This is a genomic window from Kitasatospora sp. NPDC057015, assembly GCF_042673745.1.
Lineage (GTDB): Bacteria > Actinomycetota > Actinomycetes > Streptomycetales > Streptomycetaceae > Kitasatospora.
In genome coordinates this window covers 57,143-78,065 of sequence record NZ_JBHUSG010000036.1, presented here as the reverse complement: position 1 = coordinate 78,065, position 20,923 = coordinate 57,143, and the positions used below count along the sequence as shown (strand labels likewise).

Below are 20,923 nucleotides of genomic sequence, written 5' to 3'. Positions count from 1 at the left end.
CCGCACCACACCGCACCACCAAGCCCAGCGAGCTCCCTCCACTGCTGCCCGACCAAGTGACACCACCTCCACCTCCACCGCCGGGCACCCGGACCAGCGAGATCGCGATCGGCGTGCCGGCTGCCGCCCGCCCCGGCCACCCCATCGAGTGACCGCCGTGAAACCCACGCCCCCACCGGCCCGACGGACCAACCACCACCCGCACCGCGTGCAGCATGCAGCGCCGTTCCGTCGTGCGCCCCCGGGCCGGCGACCGGACGGCGCGGCCCCGCGTCCGGGCGCCCCCCGCACCCCCCCCCCCCCCCCCCCGGGCGACTCGGCCGCCGCGGCCCGGGCCCCCCCCGGGGGGCGCCCCCGCCACCGGCGCTGCACGGCGTCCGGACGGCAACCGACCGGCAAGGACGCAAGGACGCCGAACACTGGTGGCCGGCCACGTGACCACGGTCAACGTGACCGGCCCTCGGCATCCTCAACCTGCTCCAACACCCCGGGGCCGCCGGCGCAGATCTTGCCGCCGAAGCCATCGGGAACGAGGTTCAACCGGTCGTCCAGCAGGACGGTGCGGAAGTTGGAGACCCGGCGCCCGATCGGCACCTCGGAGCCGATCTGCTCGGCTGCGCTCACCTCGAACGCCGTGGCGTAGACGGTCACTTCGGTCCGGCCGTACGAGTTGGACAGGTGGCGCCCGCCGAGCTCCAGCGTGGCCCGCACGGCGCCCTGGGGCGCGGTGTCGCCGCCGACGACGAGTACCTGCAGCCGGGCAAGGGCATCGGGCTCCCTCTCTCGTCATGACCCGCAACAGCGCGGTGACCAGCGTCAGGTGGCCGATGGCGTGACCGATGTCGTGACGGACGATGCGCCCGGCGATCGCCTGCGGACCCGCGGCGCCCGGAAGAAGGCGGGCGCGCAGGACGCCGACCCCCGCACGACGTGAGCACAGGTGCCCGCCCACCAACAGGGCTCAGCCACCGACGCGGCAGCCCCACCCGACCAGGCCCGGCTACCACACGGCCGCACCGACGCCCAGAACTCCGACACCCAACGCCGACCGGCCGCCGACCAGAACGTCCGTACGGGCACCCACACCCCGGCCCCTCCCGCCCGAACGGCGGACGGCGGACGGCGGACGGAACAGTCCACGGCCGGTTCCGTCCCGCCCCACACCCTTCCACCCACACCCTTGCGGCGGCAAAGCTGACACCACAGCAAGGCGCAGCGCCGGGCGGAGCCGGCCGGTTCATCCCGGTCGGGGCTCGTGGCGCCGTCTTCCTGACTTTCCATCAGTCGTTGTCGGGGCCCTTTGGGGTCCCGGCGCGCCCGCCGCACGCGTCGACGAAGGACTTCAACTGTCATGAGCAAGCGTCTGCACCGTACGATCGCCGTCCTGGCCGCCGGTACGGCCCTCACCGGGGCGTTGACCCTCGGTGTGGGTCCGTCGTTCGCCGCCGGGCAGCCCAACGTCTCCTGCGGGACGCTCACCAGCGCCGACACCACGGCGGCCGCGGGCCTGAACCAGGTGCTCACGGGGAAGCTGCGCAACGGTGCGATGACGGCCTACCGGTTCTCCTGCGCGCGGGCGATCGTCGATGCCGTGCGGGCCCGTGGTCTGTCGGACCAGCTCGCGGTGATCGCGGTCACGACGGCCATCACGGAGTCGGTCCTGGAGAACAACCCCAACCAGATCGACTTCGACAGTGTCGGGTTGTTCCAGCAGCGTGCGAGCTGGGGCAGCACGTCGGACCGGCTCAGCCCGGCGATCAGCACCAACCTGTTCCTCAACCGGTTGCTCAACCTGTATCCGAACAACTCGTGGCAGAGCAAGCAGGTCGGGGTGGTGTGCCAGTCGGTCCAGGTGTCGGCGTACCCGGACCGGTACCAGGGGGAGGTCGCCGACGCGCAGAGGATCGTCAACGCCGTCGGTGCCGCGTCCACCACTCCCCCGAACCCGCTGTCGCTGCCGGCCGGGACGCTGGTCAAGTCGGCCGCCGGGCCCGACGTGAAGGTGATGATCGCCGGCGCGGGCATCCCGGTGGCGGCCGCCGACGTCGGCGCCGACCACTACGACCTGAGCCGGATCGTGCTGGTCGACGACACCGCGTTCAGGTCGCTGCCCGGTGTGCCGCCGGCGGGCACCGTCGTCCTCGACCAGTCCGGCGGCGGCGCGAGCCGCTACGTGGTCGTCGACGGCGCCGCCCTGCCCGTCTCCGGTACGGACTGGACCGCCGACGGCTACAACACCCGCCCGGCCCTCGGCGTGCCGACGTCCTGGCTGCAGAACGCCCGTCAGGGCTCCCTCTCCTCCGGCCTGGTGGTCTCCGCCCAGTCCGGCACCGACCCGTCCCGGTACGTGATGGTCGACGGCGCGGCGCTGCCCATCTCCGGCGCCGAGTGGACGACGAACGGCTACGACTCCCGGCCGCTGATGGGCGTCCCCACCGACTGGCTGCACGCCGCCGCGGCCCGCACCCCGGGATCCGGCACCGTCGTGAAGAACATCTCCGGTACCGACCCCAGCGTCTACGTGATGCTCAACGGCGCAGCCCTGCCCATCTCCGGCGCCGAATGGACCGCCGACGGCTACGACACCCGCCCCCTGATGGGCGTGCCCGGCACCTGGCTCCAGAGCGCCGCCGCGAAGTCCCCCACCAATGGCACCGTGGTGATGAACCAGTCCGGCACCGACCCGTCCCGGTACGTGATGGTCGCCGGCGCCGCCCTACCCATCTCCGGCACCGAATGGACCGCAGCCGGCTACAACACCCGCCCCCTGATGGGCGCACCCGGCACCTGGCTCCAGAACGCCGCCGCCACATCCCCCGCCAACGGCACCGTGGTCAAGAACATCTCCGGCACCGACCCCAGCATCTACGTGATCGCCGGAGGCGCAGCCGTCCCCCTCACCGGCACCGACTTCACCACCCTCGGCTACGACCAGCAGCCCCTGCTCAGCGTTCCCGGCACCTGGGAACAGAACGCCGTCGCCAAGCCCGCACCCGCCCAAGGCACCCTGCTCCTGTCCCCCAACGACCCCACCGTCTGGCTGGTCACCGCAACCGGCCAGAAGAAGGCCCTCACCCCCGGCGACTTCGGCCCCGGCAAGTACAACCTCACCGACGCCGTCAAGGTCCCCACCACCTACACCACCAAACTTCCCACCACCACCTGACCACCACCCAGCCACCCACCACCGACCCCACCAACCCCAGCGCACTACCTGACCACCCCTCGGGCCGCCCGGCGCACCACCACCGGGCGGCCCACACCCACACCCACAAACCACGGCCGCCACCCACCCGCAACCCGCTGCTCGGTTGGCGCACGCTGCGCTGGCTGCCCGAGACCACCATTGACCTCACCCCAGACACCATCGAGCATCACGCCAACGACCGGGCAGCGGAGGCGGCGAGGCCGAGGGGTCAACGGACCCGCCGGACCCGGCGGGGCCGGCGGACCCGGCAACAGTGAGCAGGGCCGGTCCTCACCTCAGAAACGGGATCACCGATACCGGAGAACAGGAAATCCTCCGGTGCCACCCCCCCAAATCTGACGAACCCCCAGGGGGCCGAGCCGAAAGATCTCCTGCCATACCACCACCACACACACCATGGCCGGGCGCACCGCCTGTAGAAAACCCCGAGACGGCAAGGACCGCATCCTCGTCCCGCATCTCGCCGCCGGCCAGGGGCCCGGCCCTACGGAAGGGCGGTGAAGATCGCCTCTGTGAACTCGGCGACCTCGGTGAAACCCAACCGCCGGTACAGGGCGATGGCAGTGGCATTGTCAGCCCGAACGTTGAGCCCGATATGGTCGGTGCTCCCCGCCAACTGCCGGCAGAGCGCGGCCACGCACGCACCGGCGGCCCCGCGCCCCCGCACTTCGGGGTGCGTCGCGACGTTGCCGAGCGCAGCGACCCGCTGGACGGGCGACCAGACGTGCACGCCGGCGACCGCAACCAGCCGGTCCCCGTCCCGGGCGCCGACATACTGGCCGGTGTCCAGCATCCGCTCGTCGAACCAGTTGCCAGGATAGGCCTCCGCGAACAGCCCGAGCAGGTCGGGAAGGTCGGCGCGGGTGAGCGGGGCGGGCTCCCAGGGACCGGCGGGGTACGAGGCCACGGGCGCCGGGTCGGTGAGGGCCATGCGCAGCAACGTACTGCGCCCGCGCACCTCGTACGCCTCCTCCAGCACCTTGGCAGCGTCACCAGAAAGGTGGCCGAAGAAGCGGCGCGGCAGAACGGGCAACATCGCACCGACCAGCTCCTCCACCGCGGCGGACTCCGCCGAAGAGCCAAGCGCCAACAAGGTCGGGACCTCGCCGACCGCATACAGCAAAGCCACCGGACCGTCCGACGAGACGGTGAACCAGGAGGTATGCGGCCACAGCAGGTCGTCGAGGTCGCCGAGCTCCATCAGATGAAGCTCCGGGTCCCGCCGGAAACGGGCTTCGAGGACGGCACGGTCGTGGACGCTGCGCAGGAACATCAGGCCAGTCTACGGAGCCCCGGGAGCCGGCTCCTACGGTCGGACGGCCGTGCGGGGGCCGCACCCCGAACCACCACACAACCGCACGACTGACAGTACTGACCCGACGTGGGCGGCACCGGACACCGCTCCTTCGCCCGCATCCACTGGCATGTCGAGCCGCTCGGCACGCGCGGGCAACCCCCCCACCTCAGCATGACCGTCTCAAAGACGGACTTCCCCGAAGACGGCCTTCGCCACCAGCGCGACCGGCCGCACATCCACGAAACGATCCAACACCTCCAACCGAAACCCACCCGCGCAAACGAGTCGAGCGGAACCTCCGGCGCCCGGCGGCCGCACCCGGCATAGTGGGGCGGGTGGGCGAGGGAGGACCGGCGCACGCCGGACAGGGGATCACGGAGAGGGTCGGGCGCCTGCTGCGGCGCATCGGCCGGGGACGCCGCTCGGGCCCGCAGAAGGCCGTCGCGGAGCTGATACGCACCGGCGAACACCCCTTGGAACTCCACTGGTTCGTCAACGCCGTCTACGAGGCCACCAGCTGGGTCGGGACGAGGCAGCTGATCCTCGACCACCCGCACCTGGTCGGCCCCGAGGCGATCGCCCTGATCGGACGGTACGAGGACATCGCCGCCGCCCACGGCGACGAGGACTCCCGGGCCCGGTTCGTCAACCATCGGCGTCTGCTGCAGGGCACGATCGACGCCGACGTCGACATCGCGCTCGGCGACGCCACACCCCTCAAGGACGACGCGGGGCTCCGCGCCGACCTCCGCTGGTACGGCGAACTACTGCAGCAGATGCTCGACCTGCCCCGGTGGATCGACCGGCGCTGGATGATGGAGGCCCAGCCCTACCTGATGCTCGGAACGGTCGCCGAGTACGCCGAGGTCCTGGCCGAGGACCAACCCGACCGGCGGACCGCCGACCGGCTGCGCACCGTCGCCCGGATGCTGGGCCGGGCCCAGGAGACCGACCCCGCCCGCGCCGTGCTGGAAGAGGTGGCCGGCCTCCTGTTCGCCCAGGACCTCACCAGCCCCGCCGTGCCCGACGAGGCCCACACCACGATGCTGATCGGAGCGGCCGTCACCGAATACCTCCCACTGGTCGAGGAGGAAGCCGACGCCGTACTCGCCGAACTCGTCGACGAGACCGCCGACACCGGGGCCCGGCAGCGGGCCGAGGGCTGGCTGCGGGCCCTGCGCGCCTACCGCGGGGAGAACCCGATGTTCGGGCGCGACCGGATGATCGTGCTGCGCGCGATCGACCGGGTCGACGAACTGCGCGGCCTGACGCTGGTCGAGGACATCGTCGCGCACATCACCGAGCACCCCGTCCTGCTGGAGGAGGCCGTGCGCGCGTACGTGCGCACCGAGTTGCGGGGGGAGACCCCGGGCGACCGGATCCGCTGGCAGCTTCTGGCGCGCCTGCTCGACCGGGCCGCGGAGACCGGCCCACTGCTGGCCGTCCGGGAGACCGCCCTGCGCGACTGGTCCGAGGGGCTGTTGGCGATGAGCGCGTTCGTGATCGCGCGCACCGGGAGCGAGGAGGATGCGCTGTTCACCGGCTTCCCCGGCCTGGGCTCCGATGCCGTCCGCGAGGCCCTGGAGGCGCTGGCGGACGCCGACCCCACCGGGCGGACCGGGCAGCGGGCGCGGCGGCTCGCCGCCTTCCGCGCGGGCCACCGGCAGGCCACCGAGGGGATGTGGGAGGGCGACGGGCTCAGCCAGGCCGCCTTCCATCAGCTGACCGACTACTTCCAGGACTCGCCGGGTGACGCCGGGCTGGACGAGGACGTACGCCTGGCCGCCCTGATGGAGGTCGCCCTGCGGCTGGCCCCCGCCGACGCCCCCCGCCACCTGGTGGACCTGACGCGGGCCAGGCTGATCCACCGCTACCTGGACATCGCCGAGTCGGCCCACACCGACCTCGCACTCGACCGGGCCGTGGAACTCCACCGGGTCATGGCCGACATCAGCCCGGACCCGGACCACGCGCTGTGGCACCGCAGCCTGGCCCTGGTCCTCGCCCGACGGGCCGCCCACCGGGAGGGGGACGGCCGCGACCGGGAGGAGGCGGTGGCGGCGATGAAGCGGGCACTCGAACTGAACACCGACCCCGGACGGCGCGGCGGCTGGCTGGGCGAGCTGATCGACATCGCCACCTCGGGCGAGGCGGCCGGTTACCGCACCGAGACGCTCCGCGCGGCGCAGGAAGCGCTCACGGAACTCACCGCGGCCGACCGGGACACCACCGCGGCCGACGAGAACCGCACCGCGGCCGACCAGGACACCACCGGGGCCGACCAGGACAGCACCGCTTCCGCCGAGACGCCTTCCGGGCCGGACACCGAGACGCCTCCCGACCCGGACGCCGCCGAGGGTGGGCAGGAGCCCACCGAAGCGGAGCTGCTCGACCTGCGCGCCTGGGCCCTGCTGATCTACGCCATCCGCTTCGGCGACCCGACCCGGGTCGCCGAACAGGTGGACGCGGCCCAGGAGATCCCCGGCCACAGCGGCCACTGGGTGGTGCTGCTCGACGCCGTCACCGACGCGTACCACCGGCACCCGGACGAAGAACTCTGGCAGCTGCTGCGGCGGGTGGCCACCACCACCGAGGGCATCGTCGCGGAAAACGTCGAGGAGGGTTACCCGGAGGCCGTACGCCCGCTGCGGGCGGCCCGGGTGCGGATGTTGCTGGCCCGGGCCGCACGGGCGCCCAAGGAGGCCGCGCTCGACCAGGCACTCGCCCTGCTGGCGGAGCCCGGCACCGACCCGGAGGACGACCTCCCGCTCGAACGGGCCCGGCTGCTCATGCTCCGGACGGGCCGGGGCGACGGCACCCCCGACGGCCTCGACGAGGTGATCGGCCTGCTGCGCGCCGTCCGCCAGGACGACCCCGCCCACGGCGCCGTCCTGGCGGAGGCGCTCGCCCTCAAGCACGAACTGACCGGGGACGTCGACCTGTTGGACGAGGCGATCCTGGTCGCCGACCGGGCGGCGCAGCGGGCCGGCCGGCCGCTGGAGACCCGCGACGCCCTCGCCGTCCTCCACCGCCGGCGCTACCTGCACCTGGGCCGGCTCGCCGACCTGGAGACCGCGGCCGCGCTGCTGGCGGAGGCGATCGACACGGAACCGGGCAGCTACGCGCACACCCGGGCGCTCGGCACCCTGGGCGGCGTCCACCTGGACCGCTTCGACGCCACCGGCGACGCCACCGACCTGGACACCGCGATCCGGCACCTGGACACCGGCCGCCGCCAGACCCGGCCTGGGACGAACGCCCTGCCGAACCTGCTCGCCGACCTGGCTGCCGCGCTGTCCACCCGCGCGTCCCTGCCCGACCGGGGCGACCGCGCCGACCAGGACCTCGCGCAGGCCCGGGAAGCGGCCGAACTCGCCGTCGCGCTCACGCCCGAGGGGTCGTCGCGGCGGCCCCGCCGACTGGTCGGCCTGGCGGGCGTGGAGCAGGCACGGGCGGCCCACCACCGCAGCGTCCCGCACGCGCGGACGGCCGTCGCCCACCTCCAGCGGGCCCTCGAAGCGACCGGCTCCGACTCGCCGTTCCGCTCCGGGTACCAGGCCGCTCTGGCGCGGGCCCTCCTGCTGGAGGCGAGGCTCACCGACGACGGGACGGCCGCCGAGGCGGTCGCCGAGGCGGCGTTCGCCCAGGCCCGGGAGGCCCTCGGAGAGCGCCCCGACTGGTCGCCCCGGACCGCCGTCCGGCTCGCCGGGCAGGTCGGCCGGGAGCTGGCCGCCCGCGGTCGCTGGACGGAGGCCGCCGAAACCCTCACCGTCGGCGCCGCCGCCCGCCGGCTCCTCGTCCAGGGCCAGCCGCTGCGGCGGCAGCGCGAGACCTGGCTGCGGGCGGACGGCGACCTGCCGCTGCTCGCCGCGTTCGCCACCGCCCGGGCCGGCGACCCGGCGGGGGCGGTGGCCCTGGTGGAGCAGGCCCGCGCCACCGAACTCACCCGCGTCCTCGACCTGCGGCCCCGGCAACTGGAGGAGGCCCGCAGCCAAGGCCACGACGACCTGGTCCGGCGCTGGAACCGGCTGACGCTGCGGCTGAACCGGATGGGCACCGAGCACACCGGCGCCTTCGGGGACGTGTCCGCCCCCGACACCCGGCAGGTGCCCGCCCTGGTCCGCGAACTGGAGGAGCTCGGCGCCGCACTCGAACGCGCCGCCGCCCCCACCCGACCGGAACACCCCGCCCCCGCCGAGGACGTCACCCGGGTGCACCTGCTGGCCACCGAGTGGGGCGGCCTCGCCCTGATCGTCCGCGGCCCCGGCGGACCCGCCGCGACCGAGGCGGTGCCGCTGCCCGGACTCACCGCGTCCTGGGTCACGGGCGCCGCTACCGCCCTGGGCCGGACGACACCGCCGCACACCGGCCGGATCCTGCCCGCGCTCCTCGCCGAACTCGGCCGCCGCGCCACCGGACCGGTGCTCGACGCGCTGGCCGGCGACGACCGCCCGGTGGTGTTCCTGACCGGCGGACGGCTCGCGCTGCTGCCGCTGCACGCCGCCACCCTGCCCGGCCGCCCCGGGACCGCCGGACTCGACGCCGCCGACATCCGCCACGCGCCCAACACCCGCGTCCTGGCCTCCGCCACCGCCACCGCCCGCGGCCGGACCGACGACGAAGTGCTCGCGGTCGGCGCCCAGGGCGGCGCCCCGCACCTGCGCTACGCCGCGGTCGAAGCCCGGCTCGCCGCCGCCGCGCTCGGCCGCGGCCGGGTCCTGGACGGCGCCGACGCCCGGACCGACGACGCCGCCGACACCCTGCTCACGGCCCTCGGCCGCGGCACCGTCGTCCACTTCGCCGGCCACGCCAGGGCCGTCCCGGAAGACCCGCTGACCAGCGCCCTGCTCCTGACCGGCGGCGACACCCTCACGATGGCGGAGCTCCTGGGCCGCCGCCTGCGGGCCCGACTCGTCGTCATGTCCGCCTGCGGGACGGGCGTCGTCGGCCGCGACCTGCCCGACGAGGTCATCGGCTTCCCCGCCGCCCTGCTCCAAGCGGGCGTGGCCGGGGTGATCGCCACCCTGTGGCCGGTCCCCGACGACGCCTGCCTGCTCCTGATGCTCGACTTCTACGAAGGACTGCGCGCCTCCCTCACCCCGCCCGAAGCCCTCCGCGCCGCCCAGCGCCGCCTGCGCGACACCACCGCCGGCCGGCTCCGCGCCCGGCTCGCCGAGACCCGCGCGAGCGGCACCGCCTGGCCCCCGCCCGACGTCCTGGACGGCTGCACCGAGGCCGTCGCCTTCCACGAACCCGAGGAACGCCCCTACGCGGCCCCCGAGAACTGGGCCGCCTTCGTCTACATCGGCGCCTGAGCCCCCGCACCAGCCGCCCGACCCCCGCTGAGGCGGCCGGCCTGACCGCCGGCGAACTCGGCCGCCCCGTGCGGTACACGAACCCCGGCCCCCTCACGTTCTGGCGCCACCGCCACACCCACGGCACACCGGCCGCCGAGACCGCCGTCATGCTCGCCCTCTACAGCGCCTGCCGCCTCGACCTCGCCGCCACCACCGACAACATCCACCAGGTCCTCGGTCGTGACCCCATCGTGTTCTCCCGATTCGCCCACGACGAACGGACCGCCTGGCTGCCCCGGCACTGAGCGCAACAACACGGGGAGCACGACCCGACCGCGACCCGAGCCGGCCCGCACCTCACCGACGAGGTGTGCCCGCGGTGGCGTCTACGCGGAGCGCCTGACCGACCGGCCTGGCGGCAGGCGGCGAGCCCCCAGACGTGGCGGGGCCCGCCGGCCGCAGTCCCTACGTCGCCAAGACGGTGCGCACCGTCCCGGCTGGCGTCGCCAAGCTGGAGGACTTGGAAACCGAAGGCCTGCTGAGTTCTCGCTCGATCCGGTTGATCTGCGCGACGAGGGTGAACGTGTTGAGGCCGGTGGCGGTGACCCCCGGCCCCCGGCCACCGGGCAGGCGGGTGGGCGGGTGGGCGCGGCGGACCGGCAGCACCAACCCGCCGCTCGCCCGGACGCGCCAGCAACAGCAGCCGCACCGCACGGCGGCGCTCCCGGCCGGACAGCCACAGCGGCCAGGCGCAACGGCCCGCCACCAACACAACCGTCTGACCCGTCGGCAGCAACCGGAACCAGGGCAGCCTTGACCTTTGACAGGCGACCTTGACCGATTGCCAAGAGATCTTGACCGGTAGCGAACTGGCACTTCTTGGCAGTGATGTCCGCCAACGCCTCGTCCTCGGAGGAACCCATGCCCTTGTCGCCCGGCCACCTTGCTGTCGAACACGAGGATCTGCCGCGGCTTCGCGACCTCCTGGACGGCGGCTACGACGTGGAAGACGACAGCGGTCACGGCTGGACCCTCCTGCGGCACGCCATCGACGTCGAAATCGACGGTCACGTCCAGAGCGGCGAACCCCTCCACGTCGATGTGACCGCCTTCCTGCTGGCCCGTGGCGCCGACCCGCTCCGGACCACCAACGGCTGCTCGCCCGCCGCCGAAGCGCAAGCGCGCGGACACTGGCTGGCCGCCGACCTCATCCGAGCCTGGACCTCCCTGCGGACCGGAGCCTGATCCCGAACCGGCCACAAGGAGCAGCCGCACCCCGTCAAAGTCCTCTGCCAACCGGTCAAGGCCGCCTGTCAAAGGTCAGCGGCCCGCCGCGAGGCCGTGTCCGAACCCTGTCCCATCCCCGAGCCGAAAACGCTCCCACCTGCGGATACGACCTGAGACCGTCCCAGCGAAACGGACATACCCGGCGCGCCGAGACACCGGTGGGACCGGCCTGGGAGAGGCCCGTCCCAGGTTTGTCCCAGCCCGGGGCCCGGACCGGCCGCTGGCCACCCCACACAGCAACACCAAGCGCAGCAGGGACCTGCGGGCTCTACCAGGCGCAGCACCCCGGCCGGGGTCGAGGAGCCAGGACGGCCAGCGGGCCGGGGCAGCCAGCGGACCGGCTGCTCCTGGCGGACCGGGCGGGAGCAGCGCACCGGGCGGGCTCCATCGGGCGCGGCCGCAGCGGCCAGGGGTCGAGGCCGGGGTACGGGGCCCCAGGGCACCGCGGCCCCCTGTCGCCGGGCCTGTCGCGCACCGCCCCACCACAGGGGAATGAGGCCTCGCGCCCACATCACCCCACACGACACCCCCCCCGCGACAGGGAAACGACGGGCTCGGCAGGGCAACGACCAGGCGCGGCCAGGGCCGGGGCCCAGCGATCGGGGCCGGGGCGCGGGGGTCGGAGCGGGCCGCGGCCGGGAGCTGCCGGGGAGCGGCCCGGAGCGGCCGCGTCGTCGAACTCGACACGGGCCACTACCCGCTGACCCGGCACGCGACCGTCCGGGACCTGCTGCTGAGCCTGTGACGGCGGCGAAATCCCCGGTGCGCCCGGCCGGGTGCGGCGGGTACGGTCCAGCGGTGACCCGTCGAACGCCCCCGCGCCCGCTGCCCGTCGAGGAGCTCTTCCCCGAGGTGGTCCCGTTCCGCCGCGAGACCGTGCGGCTGCACCCCCGGCGGGGCGAGCCGGCGCCCGGCGGCAGTTCGCTCGGCGGGCCGCTGCTCTGGCCCGCCGCGGAACCATGGCCTTCGTGCCCCGAGCACTCGGGGTCGCCCATGGTCGCGGTCGTCCAGATCCACCGCGCCGACGTACCGGACCTTGTGCCGTTCCCCGCCGGGTGCGACCTGCTCCAGGTGCTCTGGTGCCCGCTGTACCACGGGGACCGGTGGGTGGTACCCGCGGTGCACTGGCGGTCGGCGGCGGCCGTCGGGCCGGTGCGGCAGGCCCCGCCGGTGCCCGCGCGGGCGGGGTACGGCAACGTGCCATGGCCGTGCGTCCTGCACCCCGAACTGGTGACGGAGTACGCGAGTTGGGACCTCCCGCAGGAACTCTGGGACGAGTTGGAGGACCGCATCGACCGGGTGCAACGGGAGACGGGCTGGGACTACCAGGACCACCTGTCCACCGCGCCCGGATCCAAGCTCGGCGGCTGGCCGGGCTGGGGTCAGGATCCCCGGTGGCCGTGCTGCCCGGGCTGCCTGCGGCCGATGGACCACCTTCTGACGGTGGAAAGCACCGAGGAGAGCGACCCCCGGTGGGCGTGGACCCCCGCCGAGGACCGCGACCGCGGCATCGAGGGTGCCGACCTGAGCCTCGGCGACCTGGGCGGCGTGTACCTCTTCGAGTGCCGCAGCTGCCCGGACCGCCCGTTCACGCACCGCTTCGACTGATCGGGAACACGGCCGGACCAGCCCGGACAGGCCCCGGGCGGGGCATCGGTCGCCCCCCATGAATGGGAAGCCCGGCATGCTCCAGCAGGCCGCTCCTCCAGGGCCCCCGACGGCACGGGGCCGGGGACGGCGGGTGGGGTGGCCTCTCCTGGCGGCCGGGCCCGGACAACGACCAGGCGCACCGACACCCACGGCGGCCGGGCGCGGCCCGGGAGCGAGCAACGGAGACATCCCGACAACGGGGCCGGCGATGTCCCAGCGGCGGGCGGGCAGGCCAGGGACGGCGGCCACCCGCCCGACCCCGAGAAGCGTACCGGGACCCGCACCCACTCCCCCGCGCAATCTCCGGCGAACTCCCCGCACACATTCAAGGCCCTCCGATAAGGCCCCGACCGGCGGAAATACCAGCCGAACAACGGAACCCAGCATGAAAACCGGATAGGCCGCCAATTCGTGGGAACACCCCGGAACAGCCGGGCGGGCGCCGACGGCCGCCGGGCGGGCAGCCGGGGCGGGCAGGCTGGGCAGCCGGGCGGTCAGCACCAGGACAGCCGACGACGGCCGCCGGCGGGCGGTCAGCCGGGGCGGGGCGGGCTGGGACGACAGCCAGGAGGCGCCAGGCGGGGCGGCCCGGGCAGCGGGCAGCGGCCAAGCGGCCAAGCGGGGACGACGACGCCAAGGTCTTCTCCGGAGCGAGGCTGGACCTCTACGGTGGCGTCGTGATGATCTCCAGCACACGGATCGTGCTCGGCACCGGCTCGGGCAGCACCAGCAGTTCCCCTCCTCATGGATCCCCTACACCGCGCTCGTCATCAGCGTGATCGCGGCAGGGGTGGGGCTGTGGAATCTCCTGCACAACCGCCGCCGGAACCTGCGGGCGGACGAGGAGGTGTACGCGGTGAAGGTGGCGGCCTGGACCGGCGGGGACACCGGGCAGGGTCCGGGGAACCTGTACCGCTACGACTCCCTGGTGGTACACAACGGATCGGACCAGCCGATCTACAACGCGACGCTGGTGTGGCGGGCTGCCGAGCCGGGTTCGCTTGTCGGGGAGACCGATCTACAGAACATCTACATCGGCCTGGTCCCACCCGGGAAGGACCGAACCTTCAAGCTGGAGGAGGTCTCGAAGCCGGAGATCGGGCAAAGGCCGGTCACCGTGGCCTTCGAGGACGCCCGGGGACGGTACTGGGAAGGCGACGAAACCGGTCAGCTGCACCGCGGCAAGAACAAGGTGGAACCCACGCTCATCGCCCCCGATGCGGTGCGCGGCGCGGACGGTTCGGTCAGCCCCGTCGCACGAGCCGACTGACCGCCCCTCCCCCTCCAGCGGTGCGAAAGGGCGAGGGGGAATCAGAGCGGTGCGCACCGTTCCCCATTGCCAGCGGCGCGCACCGCCCCGAACGGTTCGGGGTGAAGCGGGGCGGCGCCTGCTTGCTCAGCGGCCGGACAGGAGCAGCACCAGGACGGCCAACTGGCGAACACGTGGACAACCCAGCACCGACTCCCCGCCCGCTAGTCCACCCCAATCCGTCAAGCCGGGCCAGCCCCACCGCAGAAGGTGGACCACCCACAACACGAACCGGCCACCACCAGCCGGGCGGAGGGCAGGCCCGGCAGAACACACCCACACCACAACCAGACAGCTCCTCCTCCCGGCCGCCCCAGCTCAGACGCCTGGGGGGACCAGCACGTCCGGGCTCAACAAGACGCATGGATCGCAGACCGTACTTGACATGGCTTCCGCAGTCGGATCTGTGCAAGTAGCAACGACTAGCCGCTGCTCCATCGAGCTTGGTGATCGTGAGTTCGAGTCTGCCGACTCGGTTGGGTGATCTTCTGGTCGACTGGGCATGAAAGTGGGGCCTCGCGCACAGCTCGGATGCCAGGACACTGCAGGGCTGGGCCCTACCGCCTTCGGTGTCACCTGGAACGGATAGCCTCCGGCAAGTACGGGCGGCCGATGGGAGTAGACATGAACATCGAGGAGATGCTGGACCGGCTCGCCGCGGCCATCGGGCCGCCGCCTGCGGACGGTGTTGTTCCGGTCCCGTGGGAGCTCGGGCGCGAGGCGCTCGGTTTCCAGCTTCCCGAGGACTACCGGGCGTTCGTCGACCGGTACGGGATGGTCAGCATCAGCGACGAGCTGCACATCTACGGACCGTCGGCAGCGCCCAGTTCCCAGATGGGGGAGCCGCTCGGCTTCGAGGGATTCCTGTTCAACACGACGGAACCCTTCAGATACTGCGCCATGCTGGCCCAGGCCTACCGGGACGGGGACTACGACGAGTGCCCGTATCCGCTGTTCCCGGCCGAGGGCGGGCTGCTGAAGTGGGGCAACAACTGGAACTCCGACCACTTCTTCTGGTTGATGCGGGGACCGGACCCGGACCGGTGGCCGGTCGCTGCCAAGTTCGACTCTATGCGCGAGTGGGACCTGTACGAGGGCGGGTTTCTGGAGTTCCTGCTGGCGGCGGTGACGGAGCAGTATCCGTACCACGGGGACGTCGTTCCCGGTGGGATGAAGCAGGTCGGTGACGGCCGTGCTTATCGCTTCCGGGGAGATTGGTCGAAGCAGCTTTGGCAGTGAGCCCGCGAACACGGTCAACGGTCGGCTCTGGGCGACTCCGGCTGGTGACCCAACTAGCATTTTCTCAAACGAGTTTGGTGATCGTGATTTCGAGCCTGCTGACTCGGTCGGGTGATCTTCTGGCCGGCTGCGCATGAAAGTGGGCCTCCCGCACAGCTCGTGGGCATCGAGTCCAGTCGAGCAACAGGAGGCCCCTGGTGCCGCAGTTTCCCGTGTCCATGCCGTTGCCGTCCAACTCCGCACACCTGTCGTGTGATTGTCTCGCTCACCAGTTCGGGAGCGCCGGGGACCGGCCGCACAGGCGTCCGAGGCATCCCTCGGACATGAGTGATGCGGAGTGGGCTGAACCTCGGCTGCGCGCGGGAGTTCGGCGTCCTCCACGTTCTCTGCCATGTTGCAGGACGGCGCTCAGCACGAGCAAGGCGGCACACAGGCTCAGGACCCAACTGGCTTGGGTCAACAGCCAGTACGGCAGCCTGCCCAGCGCATGACGCTCGGCCCATCGGTTCCTGATCCGCTGACCCCAGGTCGGTGGCGGTGGTGCCGGCGGAGTCAGTGCGGAGCCTGCGGGGGCGGACCTGATACTGCGTCAGGATCGGACACGGCCCTCACCGTAGCCGTTGCCCAAGTAGTGGCGCCAGCAGCCGAAGAATCCCGGCCACTGGCGTACGGCCGCCCACCTGCGCGTCCCTGCTGGCTCGCTGGCGAGTCTTGGGAGCGCGCTACGGGATCAGCCCCGCCCCGTCACGGACCGGCCGCCGCACGGTGAGTGGTCCCGGTCCCGGGACACAGGCGCCGCGGTCCCGCCGCGTTCCCATCGCCGTCGTCGACGGTCCCACTCGGCGGCGCGTCCGGACCCCGGTCCCGTCCTCGCTACGGCGCCAGGCCTCGGCGATGCCCAGCGCCAGGGGTGGGCAAGGAGGGACCAGGGCCACTCGCGGCTGATGCGCCGCCGGCCGGTCCCCTCCCCCGCCTCGGCCCACTCCCCCTGGACGACCGGCGAGGCTGCTCCTGACGGACAGGTGCCTCCGCACCCGGATCGGTCATCTGCGGTCCACCCCGAAGTCCCCGGGCCTATTCGATCAGCTCAGGAGTTCACGCTCCCCGCCGGAAGTGGGAGCCGCACGTCTCCGGGCCCCGGCACCATGACCCTGGTGCCGGGGCCGGGGCCCGGAGGCGTGAGTGGGTCAGTTCTTCTTGAAGACGGTCACCGCGAGGGCGCCGGCGGTGGTGCTGGAGGTGTTGACGGCGCCGGTCGTGTCCAGGACCTTCGTCCAGGTGCCGGCCGGCAGGCTCGGGGTGAAGTCGCCGTTGGTGGGGTTGTAGACGACGACGGTGTCGTAGGCGGTGGGGGCGGCCGGGTTGGAGCTGATCCTGGTGGTGATCACGGAGCCGCTGCTCTGCGTGGAGAGCTGGTTATTGACGGCGTCCCAAGTGGTCAGGCGCAGGGCGGGGGTGGACCTGCGCAGGGCGATGGCGTCCTTGTAGTACTTGAAGGTGGCGGCGTTGGTGATCTTGTCGCCCCAGTGGATGGCGTTGACGTCGTCGCCGACGTTGTAGGAGTTCTTGGCGGCCTCGTAGTTACCGCCGACGACCTTGGTACGCAGGAACTCGTCGCCCTCGGTGATGAGCGCCATGCCCTGGGAGGTGAGGACCATGCCGGTGGCGAAGCGGTCGATCTGCCCGGCGCGACCGGCGCCGCCACCGGCGGCGCCGGAGTAGGTGATCTTGTCCCAGAGACTGAGGTCGTCGTGGACGGAGACGTAGTTGAGGCTCTGCTCGGGGTCGTAGGCGAACGCCGGGTTCCACGGGTCGGACAGGGCGTTGGTGCTCTTGGTGGCGAGCAGCGATCCGCGCAGGCCGCGGATGACGGCGGAGGTGTCGCCGGCGCCGTTCATGTAGTTCATGAGGTTGTCCTGGGTGCCGCCCTTGATCGCGTCGCGGTAGGCGCCGTTGAAGACGCCGACGTGGGCGGGCGCGAGGGTGGGGACGGTGCTGTAGCGGACCTTCTGCGCCTCGCCGGGGTCGCTGACGCCGCCGCTCCAGGGCTCGCCGTAGATCTGCAGCTGCCGGTCGGGGTAGGTGGCGTTGAGGTAGGAGGCCCAGTCGGCGACGTTGGCGGCGTAGTGGACGCCGAGGAGGTCGAAGCGGAATCCGTCGATGTTGTAGTCGCGGACCCAGTGCTCCAGCGAGTCGCGGATCATACGGCTGACCATGGGGTTGCCGTCGTCGATGGAGTTGCCGGTGCCGGAGAGGTCGGTGCTGTTGTAGTACTTGCCGGTGATGCCGTCGAAGACGTTCTTGCCGGCGGTGTGGTTGTAGACGACGTCCATGATCACGCGGATGCCGGCCTTGTGGAACTCGTTGACCATGTCCTGGTACTCGCGGATGCGGCCCTCGGGCGAGGTCGCCTGGGAAAACTGCTCCTCGGGGACGTTGTAGTTCAGCGGGTCGTAGCCCCAGTTCGGCACGGTGGAGTTGAAGTCGAAGGAGGGCATGATCTGGACGTCGGTGACGCCCAGCTCCTTGAGGTGGTCGATGCCCGTCTTCACGCCGTTGTCGGTGGTGCCGCCCTGGACGAGGCCGAGGAACTTGCCGCGCTTGGCCGCGTCGACTCCGGAGCTCGGGTCGATGGTGAAATCGCGCACATCGAGCTCGTAGATCACCGAGTCCTCGCGGTTGGCGCGCGCCGGGCGCGCGGCCCAGCTGCCGCCGGTGGGCGTGACGGTGCCGGAGTCGATGACGATGCCCTGGGTGGTGCCGGGGTTCACCATCTGCGCGTAGGGGTCGCGGACGTCGTTGCCGCGGACCTTGAACTGGTAGCTCTGGTTCCTCAGGTCGCCGCTGACGACGGTCTGGTAGACGCCGGTGTAGCCGTTGAGGGTGACCGGGATCAGCGGGTACGTCGTCCCGCCGATGGCCACCTTGACGTCGGAGCTGTCGGGGGACCAGATGCGGAACGTCGTCGCGGCGCTGGTGTAGAGCGCGCCGAGGGTGTTGGCGGCGGGCGGGTTGGTCGGCGTCGCCGTCGGGGAGGCACTGGGTGTGGCGCTCGGGCTTGGTGTGCTGCCGGTGCCCGACTGGACGGTCAGCACGTGGGTGCCGCTGTTCCAGCTGAAGGTGGTGGTGGCACCGGTGGCCGGGACGGTGAAGCTGAGGTTCGCGCCGCCCGCGGTCCCGTTCTGGCCGTAGTTCTCGGTCCAGGACTTGTCGAGGGCGGCCTTGACCTGCCAGGTGCCGGCGGGGATCGCGGTGGTGGTGAAGGTGTAGGTGCCGTCGCCGTCGGTGTCGTCCATCAAGGACGTCAGGCAGTCCGGTGCCCAGTCCCCCGGGCAGCCGATCTCGGACTGGAAGTCGCCGGCGGCGGTGACGACGCGGCTGGCGGCGTTGTCGGTGATCGAGTGGGTGGCCGGGTCGTAGACGAAGGTGACGGCCTTGCCGCCGGCAGGGACGGTCAGGGTGATGTCTGCGCCGCCGGCGACGCCCTGGGCGCCGTAGTTCTCGGTCCAGCTCTTGTTGATCGCGGCCTTGTAGGCCCAGGTGCCGGCGGGCAGGTTGAGGGTGAGGGACCACTTGCCGTCGGCGCGCTGGCCGAGCTGGTCCTGGGCGCAGTCGGGGGCCCAGTCGCTGGAGCAGCCGATCTCGCTGTTGAACGAGCCGGGCACCGACACGGCGGCCGGTGCGGCGGCGGCCGTGCTCTGCAGGAGGGGGGTGAGGGTCAGGGCCAGGGCTGCGGCGACGGTGGCCGTGGCAGTGACGGTGGCGGTGTGGCGCCGGGAGCGGCGGGGAGCGTGGTGCATGGGGACTCTCCTGTGGCCGTGCTGTGCCGGCGGCTGGCGGGCCGGTCGGCGCGGGTGGGTGGGGTGCGGTGGGGTGCGGTGGGGAGATCCTGCAGGGGCGGGGCCCGGGTGCGCCGGTGGCATGAGGGCTGTTGGCGCTGCTGCCTGACGTTGGCGGGGTGTCCGGGGCGCGAAGCGGTCAGGTGCTTCGCGCCCCGGAGCATCGAGCCCGGGGCGGGGCGGCCGGCATGCACCGTGCCCCGAGGGAGGTCCGGCCCCCGCCCGGGCGGGGGCCGGATGGTTCGGGAGGCGCGGAAGACGGCGACGGTGCGCGCCGGGACGGTGCAGGTGCCGCCCGCCGCCGAGCAGCCGGCCGTCTTCACAACGGGGTCGCTGCCGCCGGTCCGGGCCGGGTCGAGGGTGTAGGAGGCGCCGGCGGTGCCGGGCACCGCCTGGGTGGTGGCCTGCGTTCGTCACGGTGGTGCACGCAGTTGCCGACGGCTGGGGGACCGGGTGGGGGGCTCACCGTCATCCGCTGTTTGCTAATTCATGTTAATAATGCGTGACTGGGTGGCAGGTCAAGACTCTGGACAGAAACCCGCTGCCTTCCGAGGGCCCGTGCGGGCCCCGGTCGCCACCCTGACGGCGGCCGGGGCCCGCACTCTGTTTACGGTTACTAACGTGCGTTATCGTGGGGGTACGCACACGAGACGGGGGACCCCTATGTCGCCGAAGTCGCCAGGTCCGGCCCCGATGACCGGACGCGGGAGGGTCACGTCCACGGACGTGGCGAAGCTCGCCGGCGTGTCGCGGTCGGCGGTCTCCTTCGCCTTCAACAGTCCCGAGCGTCTTTCCGAGGCGACACGGGAGAGGATCATGGCCGCCGCCGAGCAGATCGGCTACTCGCCGAACACCCTCGCGCGCATGCTGCAGGCCGGCCAGACCCAGTCACTCGGCGTCCTGCTCCCGCAGAATCTCGCCAAGATCATGGAGAACCCGTACTACGCGCGGTTCCTCACCGGCGTCGGCCAGGTCTGCGACGAGCAGGGCTACACGATGCTGCTGACCCCGCCGCTGCGGGACTCGATGCTCAAGGCCATCCCGTACGCCGCGGTCGACGGCTTCATCGTCTGCGGGCTGGAGCACGACCGCGGCGAGGTCGCCGAGCTGCAGCGCCGGGGCATCCCGTTCGTCCTGGTGGACAGCAGTCCCTGCGAGGACGTACCGAGCGTGGACGTGGACGACCGCGCCGGGGCGCACGAGGTCGCCCGCCACATCCTCGACCTCGGGCACCGACGGATTGCCCTGCTGTCGATCGACCCGGGCCCCGAGCGGGCCGAGCGCGGCTACCGCGGGCCGCTGGCCCGGCGGATGGACGGCGTCGCCGAGGCCCTCGCCGAGGCCGGCATGACGCTCGCCGACGTCACGCTCACCGAGGTCCCCTGTACCCGCGCGGACGGCTACCGGGCCACGCGGGCCCTGATGGCGGACAGCGCGCCGACAGCGATCATCGCGTTGTCCGACATCCTCGCCTTCGGTGCCATCAACGCCCTGCACGACCTCGGCCTGCGCGTGCCCGAGGACGTGACCGTCACCGGCTTCGACGACCTGCCGGACGCCGCCTGGCTGCGGCCCCGCCTGACCAGTGTCCGCCAGCCCATCTCCGCCAAGGGCCGCTCGGCCGCCGACTTCCTCATCTCCGCCATCCGCGACGAGGACCAGCACCCCCACCAGCTGCTCAGCACCAACCTCATCGTCCGGGACTCCAGCGGCCGCGTGCCCGCCGTCGTCGGCTGACCGCACCCCGTACCAGCACACCACCGCCTCCTCGCCCCGCCGGGCCAGGGGGCGGCGTGC

The 20,923-nt window shown here is 72.5% G+C and carries 11 protein-coding genes and 1 pseudogene; 8 read left to right on the top strand and 4 right to left on the bottom strand.

The features are described from left to right. Positions 1 to 444: 444 nt before the first annotated feature. A complete protein-coding gene (locus ACFTWP_RS28180) occupies positions 445 to 756 on the bottom strand; it encodes an AMP-binding protein (protein ID WP_380267718.1) in 312 nt (103 codons plus the stop codon). A gap of 595 nt (positions 757 to 1,351) precedes the next feature. Between ACFTWP_RS28180 and ACFTWP_RS28175 the strand changes: the two genes are divergently transcribed. Next, on the top strand, positions 1,352 to 3,166 hold the full coding sequence (locus tag ACFTWP_RS28175; protein WP_380267686.1) for a hypothetical protein: 1,815 nt from the start codon (positions 1,352 to 1,354) through the stop codon (positions 3,164 to 3,166). A 526-nt stretch (positions 3,167 to 3,692) separates the two neighbouring features. Here the strand turns inward: ACFTWP_RS28175 and ACFTWP_RS28170 are convergent. Beyond that, entirely contained in the window at positions 3,693 to 4,481 is a 789-nt protein-coding gene (locus ACFTWP_RS28170; RefSeq protein WP_380267685.1) for a GNAT family N-acetyltransferase, read from the bottom strand. A 359-nt stretch (positions 4,482 to 4,840) separates the two neighbouring features. Here ACFTWP_RS28170 and ACFTWP_RS28165 point away from each other — a divergent pair, with 359 nt between their 5' ends. From ACFTWP_RS28165 to ACFTWP_RS28140, 6 genes are all read left to right on the top strand, one after another. Beyond that, positions 4,841 to 9,820 carry a CHAT domain-containing protein gene (locus ACFTWP_RS28165; RefSeq protein WP_380267684.1) on the top strand — a complete coding sequence of 1,660 codons (4,980 nt, stop codon included), beginning with the start codon at positions 4,841 to 4,843 and terminating at the stop codon, positions 9,818 to 9,820. 68 nt (positions 9,821 to 9,888) lie between these two features. Beyond that, positions 9,889 to 10,107, top strand: a complete 219-nt coding sequence (locus ACFTWP_RS28160) for a hypothetical protein (protein WP_380267683.1) — start codon at positions 9,889 to 9,891, stop codon at positions 10,105 to 10,107. Positions 10,108 to 10,690: 583 nt separating this feature from the next. Further along, on the top strand, positions 10,691 to 11,047 hold the full coding sequence (locus tag ACFTWP_RS28155; protein WP_380267682.1) for an ankyrin repeat domain-containing protein: 357 nt from the start codon (positions 10,691 to 10,693) through the stop codon (positions 11,045 to 11,047). Positions 11,048 to 11,887: 840 nt separating this feature from the next. Further along, complete coding sequence (locus ACFTWP_RS28150; RefSeq protein ID WP_380267681.1) at positions 11,888 to 12,697, top strand: DUF1963 domain-containing protein; 810 nt, start codon at positions 11,888 to 11,890, stop codon at positions 12,695 to 12,697. Between the two features lie 817 nt (positions 12,698 to 13,514). Beyond that, positions 13,515 to 14,009 carry a hypothetical protein gene (locus ACFTWP_RS28145; RefSeq protein WP_380267680.1) on the top strand — a complete coding sequence of 165 codons (495 nt, stop codon included), beginning with the start codon at positions 13,515 to 13,517 and terminating at the stop codon, positions 14,007 to 14,009. Between the two features lie 663 nt (positions 14,010 to 14,672). After that, complete coding sequence (locus ACFTWP_RS28140; protein ID WP_380267679.1) at positions 14,673 to 15,287, top strand: hypothetical protein; 615 nt, start codon at positions 14,673 to 14,675, stop codon at positions 15,285 to 15,287. 1,187 nt (positions 15,288 to 16,474) lie between these two features. Here the strand turns inward: ACFTWP_RS28140 and ACFTWP_RS28135 are convergent. Continuing rightward, positions 16,475 to 19,087, bottom strand: a complete 2,613-nt coding sequence (locus ACFTWP_RS28135) for an alpha-amylase family glycosyl hydrolase (protein WP_380267678.1) — start codon at positions 19,085 to 19,087, stop codon at positions 16,475 to 16,477. Then, positions 19,006 to 19,521: pseudogene (locus ACFTWP_RS28130) on the bottom strand (alpha-1,6-glucosidase domain-containing protein); the annotation flags it as partial. The gene ACFTWP_RS28135 and the pseudogene ACFTWP_RS28130, both read right to left, overlap by 82 nt. A 298-nt stretch (positions 19,522 to 19,819) precedes the next feature. Here ACFTWP_RS28130 and ACFTWP_RS28125 point away from each other — a divergent pair. Further along, entirely contained in the window at positions 19,820 to 20,863 is a 1,044-nt protein-coding gene (locus ACFTWP_RS28125; protein WP_380267677.1) for a LacI family DNA-binding transcriptional regulator, read from the top strand. Positions 20,864 to 20,923 lie beyond the last annotated feature (60 nt).

What these genes read in the sequence shown, in the direction of transcription:
- ACFTWP_RS28125 (WP_380267677.1), top strand. Translation starts at nt 19,820, where the DNA reads ATGACCGGACGCGGGAGGGTCACGTCCACGGACGTGGCGAAGCTCGCC.
- ACFTWP_RS28175 (WP_380267686.1), top strand. Translation starts at nt 1,352, where the DNA reads ATGAGCAAGCGTCTGCACCGTACGATCGCCGTCCTGGCCGCCGGTACG.
- ACFTWP_RS28155 (WP_380267682.1), top strand. Translation starts at nt 10,691, where the DNA reads ATGTCCGCCAACGCCTCGTCCTCGGAGGAACCCATGCCCTTGTCGCCC.
- ACFTWP_RS28140 (WP_380267679.1), top strand. Translation starts at nt 14,673, where the DNA reads ATGAACATCGAGGAGATGCTGGACCGGCTCGCCGCGGCCATCGGGCCG.
- ACFTWP_RS28135 (WP_380267678.1), bottom strand. Translation starts at nt 19,087, where the DNA reads ATGCACCACGCTCCCCGCCGCTCCCGGCGCCACACCGCCACCGTCACT.
- ACFTWP_RS28170 (WP_380267685.1), bottom strand. Translation starts at nt 4,481, where the DNA reads ATGTTCCTGCGCAGCGTCCACGACCGTGCCGTCCTCGAAGCCCGTTTC.